Origin of the sequence: Desulfosporosinus nitroreducens (genome assembly GCF_023897015.1) — a bacterium.
In the GTDB taxonomy this organism is placed as follows: Bacteria; Bacillota; Desulfitobacteriia; order Desulfitobacteriales; family Desulfitobacteriaceae; genus Desulfosporosinus; species Desulfosporosinus nitroreducens.
This window is the reverse complement of the sequence record NZ_JAMHFY010000027.1, coordinates 16,550-35,194: the sequence shown is the minus strand read 5'-3', so window position 1 is coordinate 35,194 and position 18,645 is coordinate 16,550. Positions and strand designations below refer to the sequence as shown.

General features: G+C 39.7%; 19 protein-coding genes and 1 pseudogene. 13 read left to right on the top strand and 7 right to left on the bottom strand.

Annotation, left to right across the window (positions count from 1 at the left end; translation table 11 throughout):
• The first annotated feature begins 54 nt into the window (after positions 1-54).
• The 11 genes and pseudogenes from M8E35_RS21550 (at position 55) to M8E35_RS21505 (ending at position 10,373) form a co-directional block, all read left to right on the top strand.
• Positions 55-468, top strand: a complete 414-nt coding sequence (locus tag M8E35_RS21550) for a MarR family winged helix-turn-helix transcriptional regulator (protein WP_252472340.1) — start codon at positions 55-57, stop codon at positions 466-468.
• A gap of 377 nt (positions 469-845) precedes the next feature.
• Complete coding sequence (locus M8E35_RS21545) at positions 846-2,708, top strand: heavy metal translocating P-type ATPase (protein ID WP_252472338.1); 1,863 nt, start codon at positions 846-848, stop codon at positions 2,706-2,708.
• Between the two features lie 331 nt (positions 2,709-3,039).
• On the top strand, positions 3,040-3,354 hold the full coding sequence (locus M8E35_RS21540; RefSeq protein WP_252472336.1) for a PadR family transcriptional regulator: 315 nt from the start codon (positions 3,040-3,042) through the stop codon (positions 3,352-3,354).
• A gap of 14 nt (positions 3,355-3,368) precedes the next feature.
• On the top strand, positions 3,369-3,896 hold the full coding sequence (locus M8E35_RS21535; protein ID WP_252472334.1) for a DUF2812 domain-containing protein: 528 nt from the start codon (positions 3,369-3,371) through the stop codon (positions 3,894-3,896).
• A 276-nt stretch (positions 3,897-4,172) separates the two neighbouring features.
• A pseudogene (locus M8E35_RS27045) lies at positions 4,173-4,373 on the top strand (MerR family DNA-binding transcriptional regulator); the annotation flags it as partial.
• 21 nt (positions 4,374-4,394) lie between these two features.
• The gene (locus M8E35_RS21530) at positions 4,395-4,922 is read left to right on the top strand and encodes a helix-turn-helix domain-containing protein (protein ID WP_252472332.1); all 528 of its coding nucleotides are present in this window, start codon (positions 4,395-4,397) and stop codon (positions 4,920-4,922) included.
• A 186-nt stretch (positions 4,923-5,108) separates the two neighbouring features.
• Positions 5,109-6,299 carry a M28 family metallopeptidase gene (locus M8E35_RS21525; RefSeq protein WP_252472330.1) on the top strand — a complete coding sequence of 397 codons (1,191 nt, stop codon included), beginning with the start codon at positions 5,109-5,111 and terminating at the stop codon, positions 6,297-6,299.
• A gap of 422 nt (positions 6,300-6,721) precedes the next feature.
• Positions 6,722-7,276: a flavodoxin family protein gene (locus M8E35_RS21520; RefSeq protein WP_252472328.1), complete on the top strand. Its 555-nt coding sequence runs from the start codon at positions 6,722-6,724 to the stop codon at positions 7,274-7,276.
• Between the two features lie 205 nt (positions 7,277-7,481).
• Positions 7,482-7,844, top strand: a complete 363-nt coding sequence (locus M8E35_RS21515) for a BlaI/MecI/CopY family transcriptional regulator (RefSeq protein WP_252472326.1) — start codon at positions 7,482-7,484, stop codon at positions 7,842-7,844.
• Between the two features lie 14 nt (positions 7,845-7,858).
• Positions 7,859-8,836 carry a M56 family metallopeptidase gene (locus M8E35_RS21510; protein WP_252472324.1) on the top strand — a complete coding sequence of 326 codons (978 nt, stop codon included), beginning with the start codon at positions 7,859-7,861 and terminating at the stop codon, positions 8,834-8,836.
• A gap of 10 nt (positions 8,837-8,846) precedes the next feature.
• Positions 8,847-10,373, top strand: a complete 1,527-nt coding sequence (locus M8E35_RS21505) for a hypothetical protein (RefSeq protein WP_252472323.1) — start codon at positions 8,847-8,849, stop codon at positions 10,371-10,373.
• Between the two features lie 348 nt (positions 10,374-10,721).
• Here M8E35_RS21505 and M8E35_RS21500 read toward each other — a convergent pair whose 3' ends face one another.
• The 6 genes from M8E35_RS21500 to M8E35_RS27040 form a co-directional block, all read right to left on the bottom strand.
• Positions 10,722-11,795 (bottom strand): sensor histidine kinase, encoded by a 1,074-nt coding sequence (locus M8E35_RS21500; RefSeq protein WP_252472321.1) that lies wholly within the window; start codon positions 11,793-11,795, stop codon positions 10,722-10,724.
• Entirely contained in the window at positions 11,792-12,466 is a 675-nt protein-coding gene (locus M8E35_RS21495) for a response regulator transcription factor (RefSeq protein WP_252472319.1), read from the bottom strand. Before M8E35_RS21495 ends, M8E35_RS21500 begins: the two co-directional genes overlap by 4 nt.
• 105 nt (positions 12,467-12,571) lie before the next feature.
• Entirely contained in the window at positions 12,572-13,744 is a 1,173-nt protein-coding gene (locus M8E35_RS21490) for an ABC transporter permease (RefSeq protein ID WP_252472317.1), read from the bottom strand.
• Positions 13,745-13,747: 3 nt separating this feature from the next.
• Positions 13,748-14,428, bottom strand: coding sequence for an ABC transporter ATP-binding protein (locus M8E35_RS21485; RefSeq protein WP_252472315.1), 681 nt, complete (start codon positions 14,426-14,428; stop codon positions 13,748-13,750).
• Positions 14,428-15,309 carry an efflux RND transporter periplasmic adaptor subunit gene (locus M8E35_RS21480; protein WP_252472313.1) on the bottom strand — a complete coding sequence of 294 codons (882 nt, stop codon included), beginning with the start codon at positions 15,307-15,309 and terminating at the stop codon, positions 14,428-14,430. Before M8E35_RS21480 ends, M8E35_RS21485 begins: the two co-directional genes overlap by 1 nt.
• A gap of 392 nt (positions 15,310-15,701) precedes the next feature.
• Positions 15,702-15,914 (bottom strand): helix-turn-helix domain-containing protein, encoded by a 213-nt coding sequence (locus M8E35_RS27040; RefSeq protein WP_373887473.1) that lies wholly within the window; start codon positions 15,912-15,914, stop codon positions 15,702-15,704.
• Between M8E35_RS27040 and M8E35_RS21475 the strand changes: the two genes are divergently transcribed.
• Together M8E35_RS21475 and M8E35_RS21470 are read left to right on the top strand one after the other, a co-directional pair.
• Entirely contained in the window at positions 15,906-16,076 is a 171-nt protein-coding gene (locus M8E35_RS21475; RefSeq protein WP_252472311.1) for a hypothetical protein, read from the top strand. The genes M8E35_RS27040 and M8E35_RS21475 overlap by 9 nt on opposite strands.
• Before the next feature lie 36 nt (positions 16,077-16,112).
• On the top strand, positions 16,113-17,507 hold the full coding sequence (locus tag M8E35_RS21470) for an efflux RND transporter permease subunit (protein WP_252472309.1): 1,395 nt from the start codon (positions 16,113-16,115) through the stop codon (positions 17,505-17,507).
• A gap of 213 nt (positions 17,508-17,720) precedes the next feature.
• Here the strand turns inward: M8E35_RS21470 and M8E35_RS21465 are convergent, their stop codons facing one another.
• A complete protein-coding gene (locus tag M8E35_RS21465) occupies positions 17,721-18,476 on the bottom strand; it encodes an SDR family NAD(P)-dependent oxidoreductase (protein WP_252472308.1) in 756 nt (251 codons plus the stop codon).
• Positions 18,477-18,645: the final 169 nt, after the last annotated feature.

The window sequence follows — 18,645 nt, the reverse complement described above, 5'->3', positions numbered from 1 at the left end:
TACAACTTGAATATCAAACAATAAGATGATATAACTAAATTTGGAGGATGGCTTATGATTGAGGAATTAACAAATGAACTTTTATTTTTCTTTAACGGGTTTTCGTCTTGGGAAAATTCAATAGTACGTGCAAGTGATTTAACAATTTCAGAGGCCCATGCCTTAGAGGTATTGGGAGAACACGAAAAAATGAATATGAAATCTCTAGCTCAAAAACTGGGAGTTACGACGGGAACTACGACGGTAACAGTCGATAGGCTTGAGAAGAAAAATTTTGCAAAACGTGAATCAACTCAGGAAGATAGACGGGTTAACTTAATTGTACTAACAGAAAAAGGGAAAAAGGCTTTTGCAGAACACCATAACTACCACATACAATTAACGGAACAGATGGTTTCAGTTTTGAGCGAAGATGAAATAAGGCAATTTCAGGATACCCTTAAAAAGATAAATATGGAGACTTTTTAATCTGGGTCAGTAAAGTCTATCCCCAATTAAAAGGAGACAGGAAAAACAGATCCGTAAGGACCAAAAAAAGATACTTAATTGCCTATTTTAATAAAGACTAGAAACCATCAGAAGAGAAGTCCGTTCTTGCCGGTTTCTCGTTTAACAATATCTGTAAACCTACTGAAAACAATGTTGTTTTGAGGGGATATTTTTATCTTAATATATCTTGAATTTCAAATAGTAAGAATATCTTATTTAAGTTGGTGGGCTTATGAATTGAGTAGAAGGTTTGAAAATTTTTCAAAACGTTGAATCAACCCAGGAAGATAGAAGGGCTATCTTAATTGCTCTAACTTAAAACGGTAAAAATATAGGTATATGAAAGGATGATATAGTTGATAAAACTATTAAAAGACGACGAAAAAAGGACAGTCCTATTTCTTGTGATATCGTTCATTTCCGTCGTAATCAGCTTCTTAAATGTAGGGGATTTACCCTTTGATGTCGCATGGTTGGCAATTTTATTGTGCGGGATACCGATCATCAAGGGGGCTGTTATCGGCCTCGTTACCGAATTTGATATTAAAGCCGACGTGCTGGTATCCATCGCCTTAATTGCCGCGGTTATCATTGGCGAAATTTTTGCGGCTGGCGAAGTCGCCTTTATTATGGCAATCGGTGCGTATCTGGAAGAACGCACTGTGGCAAAAGCCCGAGCAGGCATTGAAAAACTGGTGCACCTCACTCCTACAACTGCAAGGGTCGCCAGGAATGGCGAAGAAGTTATTGTCCCTGCCGAGCAGGTCAAGGTTGGTGACATCCTCCGGGTGCTTGCCGGCGAAACCATTGCTGTAGACGGCATTATTATCAACGGTCAAACCTCGGTCAATCAGGCAGTGATGACCGGAGAGAGCCTACCGGTTGACAAGAGCGAGGGCGATGAGGTTTATAGCGGTACGGTCAATCAGTACGGCACATTCGAAATGAAGGCTACAAAAGTTGGCGAGGACAGCTCCCTGCAAAGAATGATAAGGCTGGTACAGTCGGCCGACGCCGGCAAAGCGAAGATTGTCGGGATTGCGGACAGATGGGCTACCTGGATTGTAGTAATTGCCTTGCTTTCTGCCGGAGCCACCTGGTTAATGACAGATGAAATAATCCGCGCTGTGACCATCTTGGTCGTATTTTGTCCTTGTGCTTTGGTGTTGGCAACGCCAACCGCTATTATGGCCGGTATCGGCAACGCTACGAAATTTGGTATCCTGATCCGCGAAGGCGACGCCTTGGAAAGATTATCTGCGGTAAAGCGAATTGCCTTTGACAAAACAGGCACGCTCACCTATGGAAAACCTGACGTCGCAGCCGTTGAGAGCTTTGATCCCAACCTGACCGTTGCTGAATTGCTGTCTCTGACGGCTTCCGCAGAGCTGCGTTCCGAGCATCCGTTGGGAAAATCCATTGTCGCTCATTACAAGCTTGCCTCAACCCCATCCTTACCAGAACCCAGCGATTTTCAGATGCTTGCGGGGCGTGGTGTTTCCGCTCTAGTAGACGGCCGCGCGATACTTGCCGGGAATGCAGAACTGCTGCGCGATAACTCTATCCTCTTACCCCCAACCATCATAGACAAGGCGGATACATACAGAAATGACGGCTGCACCATCATCTTTGTATCTGTGGACGGTCAACCTTCGGGTTTTATCGCATTGTCGGACACTTTACGGCCCGATGCCGTGAATGTTGTTAGGAACATTGAGAAATTAGGGATTAAGAACGTCTTGTTAACGGGTGATAATCACCATGCCGCTTCTCATATGGCAAAGCTCATAGGAATTCAGGACATCCATACCGATTGCCTGCCCGAAAATAAACTGGCTATTATCGAACAGTATCAAAGCGGCGGCGACTTGGTCTGCATGGTAGGCGACGGTGTAAACGATGCGCCTGCGCTAAAAAAAGCCCATGTGGGCATCGCTATGGGAGGTATCGGCAGTGATATCGCCGTGGAAGCAGCCGACATTGCCCTGGTCGGTGACGATATAAAGAGCATTCCCCATTTGCTTGCTTTATCAAAACGAACGATGAATACCATCAAGTTCAATATGGCGATTTCCATGGCACTTAATTTTGCCGCAATTATTCTGGCCATGGTAGGGCTTCTCGGACCTGTTGTGGGCGCGCTGGTACATAATGCCGGTTCAGTCGCGGTGATTATCAATTCATCCTTATTATTACACTGGAAGGATAATAAAAAATGAGCCTTGAGAAATTTTAAACAGAACTATATTCATGGAATAATGGCACACCCAGTAAGATGATTAAAAATTGCCTGTTTGGAGGTCTGACTAATCTAGATTAGTCATCTCAAAACAGGCAATTTTTAAACTGTAGACTGTGAAATTCCTCGTAAGCCATTGTTTGAACAGTGAATTCTTCCTACCTTAATTATAACATACAAAAAATTTTCTTCAGAAAGTTCTATTTGAGGATGAATTCTTAAAAATTATCAAACTATTGACATATACAGTCGTACTGTATAAAATGAGACTATACAGTACGACTGTATAGTCTGGAGCACAGGAGGCATTTATGAACTTAGAAAAATATTTACCCCTAACGGAAACCACTTTTTATATCTTAATGGCTTTGACAGAACCGGGGCATGGATATGCAATCATGAATAAAGTGGAAGAATTGAGTGATGGAAAAGTAAGAACAGCAGCTGGTACCATGTATGGAGCAATTGAGAATTTGATAAAACAGAAATTAATAATGGCAGTTCCTTCGGAGGATAAAAGAAGAAAAGTATATCTGATTACAGATGAGGGAAGGCAGATCTTACAAATGGAGACAGAAAGACTTAAGCATCTGATTTTTGTAGCACAGAATCAGGGTTTCAAATAAGGAGGGCTTAGAAGATGAAAAAGTATTCATATTTTGGATTCTACCATTTTGAACAAGCAAAACCACAAACATTGAATTACCGTGTGGATTATAGAATGTTTGGCATTGGTGGAAAAGCGGAGTTTTTAAATTATGTTGCAATGTTTGAAGATGCTGGTTGGAAACATGTCTATGGAACAAAAATTAGTGGCAGTCAGTATTTTCTGCCACAGCAAGACGCAAAAGTAAATGACATCTTTTCTGATTATGAATCTAAGAGGCAAAGATATATCAGATTGTATCAGCAATGTATAATGAGTGCGGCTTGTGCCATTATGTATTTCATTGTAATTTTATCAATGAATGACTTTAATCTATCAAGTTTTTTGTTCCAGACACCGGGTTTATGGGAGATGCAAGGTGCAAGGTTTTGGGGAGCATTCTGGTTTGAATTTCCATTTATGTTACTACGTTTAATACCCATTTTGCTCTTTGCAGTAGGTGGACTTTGCTACGCAATCTGGGCAATAGAAGCGAATAGATTGTTCGAGAGAAAATATTAAGTCCATAAAATAAGCTCATATGCGAAACATTGGATGGTAAGGAGCTCATTTCGCCAGAAGACTTAAGGGCTGCTTTTATCAACAAAATACTCAGATGGTCTTTTGCTGTTACTTCTATGACCCTGCGAAGCATGGTATTTGATGTTAATGATGGTACTGTGGATGTTTGCTTTGGGTCTCCGGCAATTTAAAGAATGTGCTAAGTCTTGCTAGAGCGTTCGTCAGTTGGAGCGACAGAATGGTGTATTACAATGGATTTGAAGTAAAAAAGGGGGTATTAAGATAAATACCTACAAACTATCTAAGTTATCAAAGCTATTTGGGATACATGCAAACACAATAAGGCTTTATGAAAAACTGGGATTTATACAGGAAGCGAAGAGAGAAGCGAATGGCTATCGTATATTTACCGATATTCATTTGAATCAGATTAAAATCTGCCGATTAATTTTTGGTCACCCGTACACCAATCGACAGATACGTCAATTGGGTTATAAAGTGATTGAAGCAGCATCAATATGTGAAAGCGCTTTATGTCGTTTACATACTATTGAATATATTGAGACGATTCGAAAAGAAATTGTTAGAGCACAAATAACTACAGAAATGCTTAATCAATGGATTAACCTAGAGGTTAGGCCTGTTACAAAGAACCGATATAACCGTAGACAAGCCGCAGATTTATTGGGTACCACAATAGAAACAGTTAGGAATTGGGAACGGAATGGACTTATCTCATCTAATAAATACGGAGCCATGAACGAGAAAGTGTTTAGTGACTCAGATATGGAACGACTGAGAATTATATATATGTTAAGACAAGCGAGCTATAGTATGTCCTCCATCCACCGAAGTTTAGTTATGTATGATGGTGGATATAGAAACTTGGTTCTACCCTTGCTAAATGAGCCAGCAAATGAAGAAGATCTATTGTCTGCAGGCGACCGCTGGCTAAGCACCCTTAATACGCTTGAGTGTGATGCCATGGAGATTTTACCATTAGTAGATAAAATGGAAAAAATGTAAACTTCTACAACCTTACACTTGCACACCACCCCTTTAATGAATGCTATGATGACTAATATCGTTTAGAAAGCTGTGGTGGTTCATTATGTAAGACCTAATTACTATAATATTTTGCAACTATAAAGTGAGGAGATTTTTCAACATCTAGATTTATATGCGCATTAAAGGACGCGGAGAGGAGTTATAATGGAAAATATTGAATTTCTTAACATTATAATTGAAGAACGTCCTGTAGGTTTAGAATCAAACAAAAGATTATTAAATATTATACAAACAAAAGCCTTACAAATGGGATGGGATGTTACTTCTCTTCCCTTTGAATGCAAGATTTGGAGAAAAGGTAAATCTTTTATAAATATAGGAAAAAAGCCATATGAAATATTTCCAAGTACCTTTTCTAAGCCATATAAAGGATATGGTGAAATAATAGTAATTTATTCCTTAGAAGAATTGGTGAGTATAGATATTAATGAAAAAATTGTTTTTCTACGAGGCAGCCTAACAAAGGAGTCTTTGCAACCTAAAAATTTTCCTTTTTATTATCCACATGAGCACAAATATATTATCGACTTGCTAGAAAAAAATAAACCAAAAGCTATTATTGCAGTTACTAGTAAGCATTCAATGTGCGGACTTGATCCCTTCCCTCTGTTTGAGGATGGTAATTTTTCAATTTCTTCTGCTTACATCAATGAGCTAACTGCGAATAATATCTTGCAAGAAAATGGAATTGTTAATCTCTGCATTGACTCTAAAATCATAAATGAAAATAGTAGGCAAATAATTGCTACAAGAAAAGCGAAAAAAAAGACATTTGGTAAAATAATTATCTGTGCACACATGGATACAAAATATGGCACTCCTGGCGCAATCGATAATGCTACAGGTGTAGCTGTAATGTTGAAAGTAATGGAAAATCTACAAAACTATAATGGAATTTATGATATAGACGCTATCCCATTTAATGGTGAAGAATACTATGAAGTAAAAGGACAATTGGAATATTTAAACCATATAAAGGGCGAGTTTGACTCAATTAAGCTAGTCATTAATATTGATTCACCCTGTCATAAAGATTCGCAAACGGCCGTGTCGTCTTACAATTTGGGGGAGGAATTAAGCACGAAGTTAAATATGGAATTGATAAAAAATACTAATATTATTTTGGGAGAAGAATGGTATGCAGGTGACCACGCAATGTTTGCTTTTAAGGGAATTCCATGCATCGCCGTTACATCATCCAATTTATTTGAAACAGTTATACAGATAACCCATACTCAAAGAGACACCATTGACCAAATAAGCGATAATTTGATTGATCAAACAGCAGACTTTTTGACTGGACTTATCAATTCTGTTGGAGAAAGCGCTCTTTGAAAATAATGCCTTACAAGTGTGAAAGGAGTAAAAAAGTTGCATAGCTTCATGTGAGAGTAAGTAAGCATATTCTGAGAAGTACAGAATAGATCTTCGAAAGTATATATTATTTGATGAGAAGGGATCATCAGTAAGCTCTATTGGATCGAGGTCCAATTAAAGGTAAATTTCCATGAGTGGAGAACAAATTGTTAAGAGGGGATTACTCGAAGAAATTGAGTATTGGGAAGAAAAAACTCGTTTAGAATTAGGTAATGGAAAGGTTAAAGAGTTTGCAAGTTAAGAGTGGTTTTGCAGGATTCTAACATTTAATGAAGAAATAACCAAGATAGGAACGTTGATAGACACGGGTGTTTTGACGATGATTTATTGACATGCATGTATAACATAAATAGATACAGTAATACCGGGAGGCAAATAAATTGGACAAGAAAAACATTTTGGTATTGACCGGTAGTCCAAGAAAGAATGGAAATAGTGACAGGATGGCAAATGCTTTTATCCAAGGAGCACTATCAGTTGGACATGAAGTTGTAAAATTTGAATCAGCGAGGAAAGAAATCGATGGCTGTAAAGCCTGTAAAACATGCTGGAAGAAAGGAAAACCGTGCTCTTTTGATGATAGCTTTAATGAGCTTGCTCCGTTGCTGGAAGCAGCAGATGTCCTCGTTTTTTCCACACCATTATATTGGTTTGGTTTTCCTGCACAAATAAAAGCTGCTATCGATAAAATGAATGCATATTTGGTTGATAACTGTAAAACCCCTCTGAAAATTAAGGGAAGCCTTCTGCTGGTATGCGGGGGAGATGAGGGGATGAAAATATTCGACGGGATAATAACTACCTATAGACAAATAGCCAGCTATATGAAGTGGGAAGAGAAAGGCGTGCTGGCAGTACCGAATGTTAGTGAAAAAGGTGATATTGAAGCAACGGATGCACTTTTAAAAGCAGAGGAGTATGGGAAGTCATTGTAGTAAGGTTCGTAAATAACAGCATAGAATCTATAAGAAGTAACCAAAAGCCGGTTTCCTGAGTGGAAAACCGGCTTTTATTTCCAGAAGATGTCATTATAATTTTGGTTCTAGAAAAATTATGCCACCATGAGACGCTTCTTGACATCTCCAGACTATTGCAATAGTATAAAGGTGTAAACTATTGAAATAGTCTGGAGTGTTTTTATTGGAACAGATCAAGTTATTCGATTCCGAACTGCGATTGATGGAGATCATCTGGAGTAAGTCGCCTTTATCAGCCAAAGAAATAAGTCTGATTGCTGCTGTAGAAATCGGCTGGAACAAGAATACCACCTATACCGTTTTAAAAAAGCTTGTGGAGAAAAAGGCTGTCCAACGTACAAACCCTAATTTTCTGTGTGAGCCGCTGATAACGAGAGAAGAGGTGCAGGCCGAGGAAACTAGAAAGCTAATCAATAAGCTCTATAATGGTTCACTTAAAACTTTTTTTGCTTCCTTTTTGCAGAGGGAAAAGTTGTCTGAGGAAGATGTTGAGGAGCTAAAAAAGATCATCCGTGAAAAGCTCTAAAGGTGGTGACGGCCTTGATCGATAATATTTTCTACTTTGTTTTAAATATGAGCATCACTGCGGGTTTAATCGTTATCATTTTACTGATTATTAGAGGGTGCTTTAGCAGATGGATTCCTAAGGCTGCTATTTATTTCTTATGGGGAATTGTTCTTTTTCGATTACTAGTCCCGATATCAATTCCCAGTGAATTTAGTTTGCTAAATCTGCTCAGTGGCTATCTGACAAAAACGGTAGCTGTATCCAAAGGATCAGAGATCATTCCGAATATCAGCACTCTTAATTCAATTCAAGCAGCAAACTCCTATTTTCCACTTGAATATAAATCCGAAACATTGAAAACTATCTTCACCGTTTTAGGGTCTGTCTGGATCTGTGGTGCGTCTATCTTTGTGATTGCCTTAATAGTTATGTATAATCTGACCGCTGCTCAGTTGAAAAAGGCTATCCTTATTAGGGATAGCAGTGTTTTGGGAAGGTGTAGTGATCGGTTAAGTATTAATTCCAAAGTACGGTTGTTTGAGTCCGGTTTTGTGGTATCCCCAATTGTGTTTGGGATCCTTTACCCTCGGATTATTATTCCAAAAGATGTTGACAAACAATCTCTCGAATATGTCTTACTTCACGAGCTTACGCACGTCGAACGCCGGGATAACTTATGGAAAATGATCTCAATGTTTGCGGTTTGTATTCATTGGTTTAACCCCTTGGCTTGGCTCTTTTTATACATAGCAGATCAGGATATGGAACTAGCGTGTGATGCCAAAGTATTGAAGGGCATGGCAGACGAAGATAGAAGATACTATGCCGAGGCGCTTGTCTCCTTGGCGTCCAGACAACGGGCATCTCTTACTGCATTTGGCGGGACAGCGGTCAAGCAGCGAGTTATGAATATTGTAAGTTATAAGCGCGTTTCTCTAATCATGGCAGTGATAACAGCAATGGTCTATCTTACTCTGGCGTTATTACTGCTTACTAATCCTGGATTGTGAGGTATAAGCAATGAAAAAAAGAAGTTTACAATTCTCAATTTTGGTAGTACTTATTTCTATTCTTTTATTAACATCAAGTAGCAACCCCGACCCCAATGCTATGCCAAGTGATAAAGATAATGCCAGCAAGCTTTTACTAGATGCCGGCTTCTGGCATACGCTCAGTGGGGTGACAACAAATTATGTTAAGCTCGAGGATATCAACCCGAAGGCTGTTCCTGAAATAAAGCTAGGTATGAATATTGACATTTTGGGAGGTTTTATCGTCCAGGAAACAACAGACGGGATACTTTGTGGATATGAAATTAGTCCTTTGCTATCTTATGTTTCTTCTGAAGTCCCAAAGAACACGCCAAAAATTCGCAAGCTTGATAAGCAAGGGAATATTTTATGGGATAAACAATACGATTTTCTTTCAATTTCGGGACAAATTAATAACCTAGTGGCCTATCCTGATGGAAGTTATGTTTTTTCGGTTCAAACTTATCCTCATTCAAGGGACCGTGATTTAGTTTTTGAAAAAAGCTTGATCATTAAATGCGATAAGGATGGAAGGGAGCTTTGGAAACAGGAGTTTGAGGATTATTCGGGTGATTTATTCCGTTATCTCTATTTAACAGAGAAGGAGGAAATTATTGCAGTAGGACAATGGCTAAGTCATAACGGGAAGCAGACGAGCAATGGAGCAGCTGATATTGTGGTTACGAAGCTCGCCAAGGACGGTAAGGTCTTACAACAAAAAGGGTTTGGAGGAAACGGTTTTGAGAATCTTAGGTTTGCTCAATATGACAAGGAACTTGGGATCATAATCAATGGTACAACGACATCGAGAGATGGAGATTTCGGGATTAGGGAAGACCTGCCTTACGCTGATTTTGTAGCATGTCTCGATGAAAGCCTTACTTGTAACTGGGTAGTCCAAAGCAAGGAGAAAGAAAGATTTGTCTATGACCAGCTTGCGCTAGCCGATGGTTTTATCTATCTTCTGGGCATTGATCAAGGTAGGGCTATTATCCCTGCTACAGAAGGATTCCGTAACTATGTTTTAGGGGATGATCAAGGTGTGGGTAGCAGTGCACCTGTTTCACAAGGATTCCTGATTCAGATTGATAAAAGTGGCAACAGAGTGTGGAAAAAATCGCATCTATATACGGATTGGGGAAGTACGATGTCCAACCTGCAAAATGGAGATATTGTCATTGCTTCAGGACAGCAAAATCAAGGAATCATGTTGATTCTCGATAAAAACGGTCAGGAAAAGAAAGGACTTGAGGATTTAAAGTTTGTTGCCAAGGAGATTATGCCTACTCAGGACGGTGGTTTCATTGTTACTGCAATCAGAGAAATTAAAACTATCCCTCAGCCTGCTTATGTTTCTTCAATTTGGTCTGACACAGAGCTTGTTGCGGTCAAGTATAAGAATGATTATTCGGTAGAATGGCGAAAGACTTATGATCGACATAAAGATATAAAGGGTTTGGACTATGTGTTTCCACTTGAAAACGGAAAGATCATTGTGGAAGGATTGCAAGAATGAATATAACACTTGAAATATACCGTATTAGATAATCGTCTTCCCCTAAAAGTCCGAGTATTCAGCATCGAGGAGGCTGGAAGCGTGTTGCGTCCAGCCTTGTTCCTGTGTAAACTGAAATTTCGTTGATGAAATATGCGGCATACATTGGATTTGTCGAATACGATTGGTACTAGCCGTATATATGACATTTGTCATATATACGTATGCTTCTACTCACTACAGTCTTATTGAACTTTATATTAACGATGTATAAGAAATGAAAGAACCGTAGAGAAACTTGAAAGAATTTAGTGAGGGTTGTTCTTAGAAAAACCGGGACGGTGAGCAAATTGGGCGAAAAACTCGATTTCACCCAGGCACTTCTTTTAATTCCACTGTAAATATGGACCCTTTTCCCAGTTCGCTTTCAAAGTAAATTTCCCCACTGGATAACTCAACGATTTTCTTTACTATTGCCAGACCCAAGCCATTACCATCCTTTGAACGTGATTTGTCGGCCTTATAGAATCTATCAAAAATACGTTGCTTATCTTTATCTGAGATGCCTTTTCCATTATCCGCAATATCAACTCTAATGATTCCATCGCTTTTGTGAAGAGAAACTCTAAGGACTCCATTTTGATTTGAAAACTTAATGGCATTTTGAATTAGGTTAAGCCATACCTGTTGAAGGAGATGCTCGTCCCCCAAGTATGATATTTTTTCGAGGTCAATATCTAAATTGAGATTTTTCTTTGTCCAATCCGCTTCAAGGATCAAAATAGATTTTCTGATTTGTTCATCAAGCGAAAACTTCGTTGCTTGTTCTCGGATACTTTTGCTGTCAAGTTCCGAAAGCCTTAATAAATTAGAGGAAAGCAAAGATAGCCTTTCACTTTCATTCACAATAATATCGCTATACTCTTGGAGTTGATCGGCTGATAATTTCCCATCATTGATTAGTTTGGCAAATCCTTTAATTGAAGTAATTGGGGTTTTAAATTCATGAGATACATTTGAAACGAAATCTTTGTGAATAGAATCGATGCTCTTAAGCTCTTTAGACATTAAATTGAAATCAGCGGCTAATTGTCCGATTTCATCCTTGCTTTTTATGATAACTTGGGTATCAAAATTACCCTTGGCTACCTCTTTGGACGCCTCGGAAATAAGTTTGATTGGTTTTACAATTTTTCTTACAGCTAATAAAATGATTATCGTACCTATAATCGCACTCACTTGAAACGTTATTCCCGTGGCTACCCTCATTCTTTGAAATTCAGCGTGAAATTCAAATCGGTCTACATCTAGTTCGCTAAAAACGCTATTGCTCATAATCCACATAATAACCCAAAAGGTTAAGGTATTTAATAACCACCAAATTCCTAAAAAGATTAAGGCGAATTTCGTATAGATTGAATTGAAAAACCGTAGCTTTTTCATTTGAATTTTTCAACCTTATATCCTAGTCCTCTCACAGTCATGATTTTAAATTCTTCATACTTATCAAACTTCTCACGCAGCCTTTTAATATGGACATCCACAGTTCGTTCGTCAGTATCGCTATCAAATCCCCAAATTTCAGCCATTAGTTCTTGCCTTGTAAATATTTTTTGGGGATAGTTCAATAGTTTAAATAGTAAGTGAAACTCTTTTTGGGGAAGTAGGATTGCTTCGTTTTTTGTTGTCACTGTTAAGGTGTCATGATCAAGAGTTATATCTCCGAGGACGATTTTATGCTCATTAGAAATCTTAGCACGTCGAAGCAGAGCAGAGACCCGCAGCAACATTTCATCAAAATCAATGGGTTTAACCATATAATCATCTGTTCCTACTGAAAACCCTTGTTTCTTGTCTGCAAAGGTTTCTTTGGCCGTAATCATGAGGATGGGCAGGCTGTATTTAGCTGTTCTAAGTTCATTGGTCAGGGTATAACCATCCATATTGGGCATCATAATATCTAAAATGATAAGATCGATGTGTTCTTGACCCAATAAATCTAAAGCTTCTAATCCGTCCGAGGCGGCAAAGACATTATAGCCATCACGCTTTAAATACATTGTAATCAGCTTTCTTATACTGTCGTTATCATCAACGACTAAAATATTGACCATTTAACGTCCCTCCCAAGCCCCCAAAACCAAGTTTTAAGGGCTATATTTCTAGGGTCTAACTAAATATTGACGGTTCACTTCTAGCAGGAGGTGGGACACCATTGATCATAAACTCCTCAGTGCGTCAATGGGATTTAATCGACTTGCTTTTCTGGCAGGCATATATCCAAACACAATACCCACTAATCCTGAGAATCCTACAGCAAGTGAAATGGTTGATATTGAAATCGAGAATCCTGTTCCGATTAAAGTTGCAGCAGTATAGGCAATTACCCCACCGAGTACTAAGCCGATCAGGCCACCGACGACTGAGAGGAAGATAGCCTCGATCACAAATTGAAGTTGAATTCTATTCGGTGTTGCTCCTAAAGCTTTGCGCAAACCAATTTCTGTCGTACGCTCAGTGATGGACACCAGCATCATATTCATAATACCGATTCCGCCAACAACCAGTGAGATTGCGGCAATCCCGGCAAGGAGCAGGGACATCATCGACATCATCGATTCAAAGGATTCTATCATATCTCCCATGTTAAAGATGGTATAGGCATTATCCTTATAGTTAAAGGCTGGATTTAGCACTCCCTTTATTTCTGTTACAGTATCATCAGCTAAGGTGGTATCTTCAAGGAACACATCTAAACTTGAAATATTCTTTACGCCTAAGCTGCGCAATGCTGTTGTATAAGGGATAACTACTGATTCATTATTTGATCCCATGCTAAATCCGCTCGAACCTTGCAAAGTGCCTATCACAGTATAGGTTGTCCCGTTGAGCATGAGCTCTTTGCCAAGGGGATTAACACCATAGAAGAGTTCATTGACAATATCGTTGCCTATAATTGCAACTTGATTTTTACTATCTAGGTCAAGGATATTGATAGGTCTGCCGGTTTTAAGCAAACTGGAATCCATGTTAAAGTAAACGTCGTTTTTGCCCTGAACTGCTACATTCTCAATGACCTTTCCATTGTAGACAATTCCAGTCTTTCCTGAAATCGTGGGTGATACACCACTGATATTGCCTACTTTGGAAATATTGCTGATATCTTCTTCATTTAGCCCCTGTTTAAGGGGAGTACCCATAGCAGTTACTGTCACTTTGTTAGCGCCAAGTTCGCTCACTTGATTGCTGATACTGTTGGTGGCACCCTGAACAATCGTAATCAAGGCAATAATAGATGCTACTCCAATCACAATACCCAGCATTGTCAAAAATGAACGGAGCTTGTTTTTCACGATATTTTCCCAAGACATCAGGATACTTTCCAATAGCATCTGCTAAACCCCCTGTTCTGTTAAATTTCCGTCAAGAATTTTAACAACTCTTTGGGCGTGACGGGCAATATCAGTATCGTGGGTAATCATAATAATTGTTCTTCCATCATGATTAAGTTCTTCAAAAAGCTCCATCACTTGAGCCCCGGTTTTTTGATCTAAGGCACCTGTCGGTTCGTCGGCAAGCAGAATCGTCGGCTCAGTAACCAGTGCACGAGCAATAGCAACGCGCTGCTGCTGACCACCAGAAAGCTGATTTGGCAGATTTCTCGTTTTATCTGATAATCCTACACGATCCAGTATTTTCGCAGCCCGTTGTTTTCGATCAGAGGATGAAAGGCCGGCATAGATCAAAGGAAGCTCCACATTCTGAAGTGCACTTAAGCGCGGCAAGAGCTGAAAGCTCTGAAATACAAAGCCTATTTCTTTGTTTCGTATAAAGCCAAGCTCGATTTCATCAAGCTCGTTGATATCATTGCCAGAGAGCAGATATTTACCCGATGTCGGGACATCCAGGCAGCCGATAATGTTCATCATGGTAGATTTCCCAGAGCCTGAAGGTCCGAGTATAGATAGGAATTCACCAGAATTGACGGTTAAATTTACGTCATGCAAGACCTCCAGCTCTTCCTCACCCATATAGAAGCTTTTGAAGATATTTTGCATGTTAAGGACTTCAGCCATTAAACGTTACCTCCCGTCCCATTTATCCCTCCGCCGGGGAATTCCAATCCTCCAGTTGCTGCAGTCTTTGTATAGAGAATGGTTTCTCCGCTCACAATACCACTTTTAACTTCTACTGTTATACCATCATTAATACCTGTGGTTAATTCTTTTTTGACAACGGTATCGCTCTCACCTTGCTTAAGGATATAGGGCTCGTTATACTCATTAAATTGAATAGCCGTCATAGGCAATGTGACAACTCCACTCACCTTATTACTGATAATCTTTACCTCTGCTGACATGCCATTTCGAATACTCTCATTTTCTTCAAGGTCGATTGTCGCTGTGAAGAAGGTCACTCCATTCATGATCTGCCCTTCTTTAGATATTGAACTGATGTTGCCTTTAATTTCTTGGTTTATTGCTCCGATTTTAACAGATGCTTCCTTACCTCTCTCTATGGCCGCAATGTCGTATTCGTCGACCTTAACTTTGATTTCGAGATTATCATAATCGACAACGTCTAATAATTTAGTTCCTGCCATAACCTGGGCATCTTCTTCTACGTTAAGATTAACAATTTCTCCACTGATTTTAGATTTTAGTTCTTCTCCAGCTGTGGTTTTCATTAAGACGGTTCCTTCTTTAACAATGTCTCCCTCGCTGACTAAAATTTTGGAGACTTGCATTACCTTTTCTGAAGTGACAGCTTGACGATCTTTGGTTTCAACATTTCCGGAGAAGGAATAGTAGGTGGTAATGTCTGCGGTTTTAGCAACGACGCTTTCATAGGGTGATGGGGTTGGTTTCATGAGAAAGGTCAAGGCAACTACCGCAACTGCCGCCACTATAACTCCCGTAACAATCCATTTAAAGTTTGATTTTCTTTTCTTAGTCATTTTTTTATAACCTCCAAATATATTTCTCGAACTCACGAACATAATCTTAACCTTGCTGTATGAACTCAATATGAACTATAACTTAGAAAATTTATGAGAATTATCCATTTAACATCCGGTTTTTCTAAGTTACTTGTAGTTTCTTCATTCTCTTGTGACTCCTCGAGTGTTGTGGAAGTTTGATTTGTGGGATAGATACGGAAACAGAACTTTATTGTAAAAAAGAGTAAACCCCGGATTAATCCGGGGTTTTAGAGGAATGTCCTGCAAATTACCTCACAATAAATGAAAGCAAGGTGATTGCCTTGCTTTCATTTATTGTATACAGAACTTGGAACAGCATCGATGGACCTCTTTTTTCGGGAGCATAGAGGGTTCCTTCCCGCGTGTTTTTATACAGTTTTTTCCCTGTGGTACTCCTTTAGTATTTCCAATGATATCGCAAGATATAACATCTCATCGTTCGAATCAAAATCGATGTTAACCATTTCTCGAATTTTATTCATCCTATAGAAAAACGAACTGCGCTGTATAAACAGCTTTTTGGCTGCAGCCACCGCATTATATTTGCATTCGAAATAAGAACGGAGTCGGAGATGCGTCATATCCGTTCCGCCTATGAAGAGACAGAAACGGCACTGGAATACGGCATTAGGAAGACGCCGGATTTCTGGTATTATAAGTTTGACGAGTATGTTTTGGTTATATACTGGACAGCTGTAAAGGGCAATACGAGCCGGAACGCGTCTGCAGTGAAAAACTATTAAAGCTTATGCAGCATGATGAAGACAAAAAGACCGAGTATGTCAATCACCATAGAAGTGGAGCTCGATGGAGGGACAACCCTGGATAGTGCTACTAAGACCACTAAAAAGATGGAAAGTATCATTAATAAGTATCCTGAAGTGAAGTATCTATACTCCACGGTTACACCTAATAAGATTAACATAAGCGTAAAATTGCCGGATAAAAAAGACAGAAATGAATCCTTAAGTGAATTTGGCAATAAAGTGCGTAAGGATTTGCAGCAAGTTTCTGGAATTATTATTGCGCTGACTACAGGCTCAGGTATTACGTCAGGAAAGGACGCTCAGTATCACTTCAAAGGCAATGACTTTAACCAGCTTTTAGACTATTCATTGCAAGCCGAGAAAGTCTTAAAACAAATGCCGGGAGCGGTTGACGTAAGTATGAATTACAAGGCTGGAAAGCCGGAAGCAAAACTTGACGTAGATCGCGATCGGGCGGCTGATCTAGGTGTGAGTCCGGTGGTTGTTGCTAATACCTTGGCAACGCTTTTTAATGGGTCTATCGTAACCCAGTATGAAACAGAAAAAGATCGCTACGACGTTAAAGTATTGCTGCAAGATAATCAGAGAAGGGATTTTGACAGTTTGAAAGGAATTTATGTTCCGGGGACAAATGGTGAGATGGTTCCTCTTGATATGGTCACAAAGCAAGTCTTCAGCACAGGTTCAAGTACTATAAACAGATATGACAAGGCCAGAGAAATCCAAGTGACTGCCAATATCGTCGGAGTTGCCAGCGGTTCCTTTGATACGTTGTTTAATGACAAATTGAAAAGTGACACGATGATGCCGGCTGGGGTAAGTCAAGCTGTCTCTGGAGATCAGGAAAGGCTGACAGAAAGCATCGCCAGCTTAATCACGGCATTTTTAATGGGAATTTTATTTCTCTTCTTGATTTTGGCTGCTCAGTTTGAAAGTTTCCTTGATCCATTGGCGATTTTGTTTTCCTTGCCCTTCGCTATCAGTGGAGCACTACTGGCCCTATTTCTTTCAGGCAGCAACTTAAGCATGATGGCATTTATCGGAATAATTATGCTCATGGGGCTAGTCACCAAAAATGCGATTTTATTAATTGACTTCACAAAGCAAAAACGGGTAGAGGGAGTAGAGCGAAGTGCAGCGATACTTCAGGCCGGCTCCACGCGACTTAGACCAATAATTATGACGTCTTTAGCGATGATTTTTGGTATGCTTCCCTCAGCGCTCTCAACAGGTGCGGGAGCGGAATCGCGGGCACCTATGGCTTATACCATCATAGGCGGGTTAATCGTATCGACGGTTTTAACCCTGGTAATTGTACCTGTGGTATATACACTGTTGGATGATCTTAAAGGAGTGTTTAAGAAGAAACCGTCAGTCGTTCCAGTGCAGGAATCGCTTAATAGTTGAAATTATAGGGAAAATTTACATTCCCTGCCGAGTATATTGAACTATCATCAGGATGATGCCTATAAATATAATACCGGTTACGAATTGATTTCTTATCATCTGACATTAAAGGTCCGTACCTTCTATATATGAGGAGATTGAAAATTCGGCGGTTTTGAGGTCTGACTAATCTAGATTAGTCCCCTCAAAACCGCCGAATTTTTTCTCGCATTCTTAAAGCAAATGTCCGCCAGACACTTCAATGTCCTGGGCTGTAACCCAGCCGAAATCATTGGACAATAGGTTCACAATGACCTTGGCAAGATCTTCGGGTTGGCCGATTCTGCCAAACACAGATTGCTCAGCCAGCGGCTTGATGAATTCAGGATGTTTATCGAATACTCCATCGCCAAAATTGCTGAGGGTAGGACCGGGAGAAACTGCGTTGACCCGAATTTTACGAGGGGCAAGTTCCTTGGCGACGTAGCGAGTCCAAGATGAGAATGCTGCTTTTAGCGAGCCGTAGGCGGAGTACCCTGGAAATGATTGATTTTTGGATGTGCTCGTGGTATTAACGATGGCTCCACCATCATCCATGAATCGGACGAGGTGTTGTGTTAAAAAAACGGGTCCTTTGAAGTTCGTATTAAGAATCTTGTCGAAGTACTCTTCGCTCATCTCAGTGAACATCATTGGCCCACCAACACCGCCATTATTGACTAAGTAGTCAAAAGTTGTTCTGTTCCAAATTTCTTTGAGGTTCTTTTTCACTTCTAGAACGAAACCTTCGAATGTTGATATTTGAGTCAGATCCAACTTCAGTGCTGCAGCCCGAACTCCTTTATTCGTCTCAATCTCCTTAACGACAGCTTCTGCTCTATCCTTATAGGAATTGTAGGTGAGAATGACGCTAATTCCGCGCTTGCCAAGCTCAAGGGCGGTCGCTTTTCCAATGCCATTACTTCCACCTGTTACGATTGCAATTTTCATAAGATCCTCCTTTTTGTTGTCCGATCTGGATTCTATTTTAGTCGTTTCTGCTGAAATAACCTAGATCCAATGGTGCCCTTTGATTGCCTAAAACCACCAATATTGATTTTGAAATGCCTGTACTATCCTATATGTTTATATAAAAATAGCCTAAAAATGCCGCAAGGTT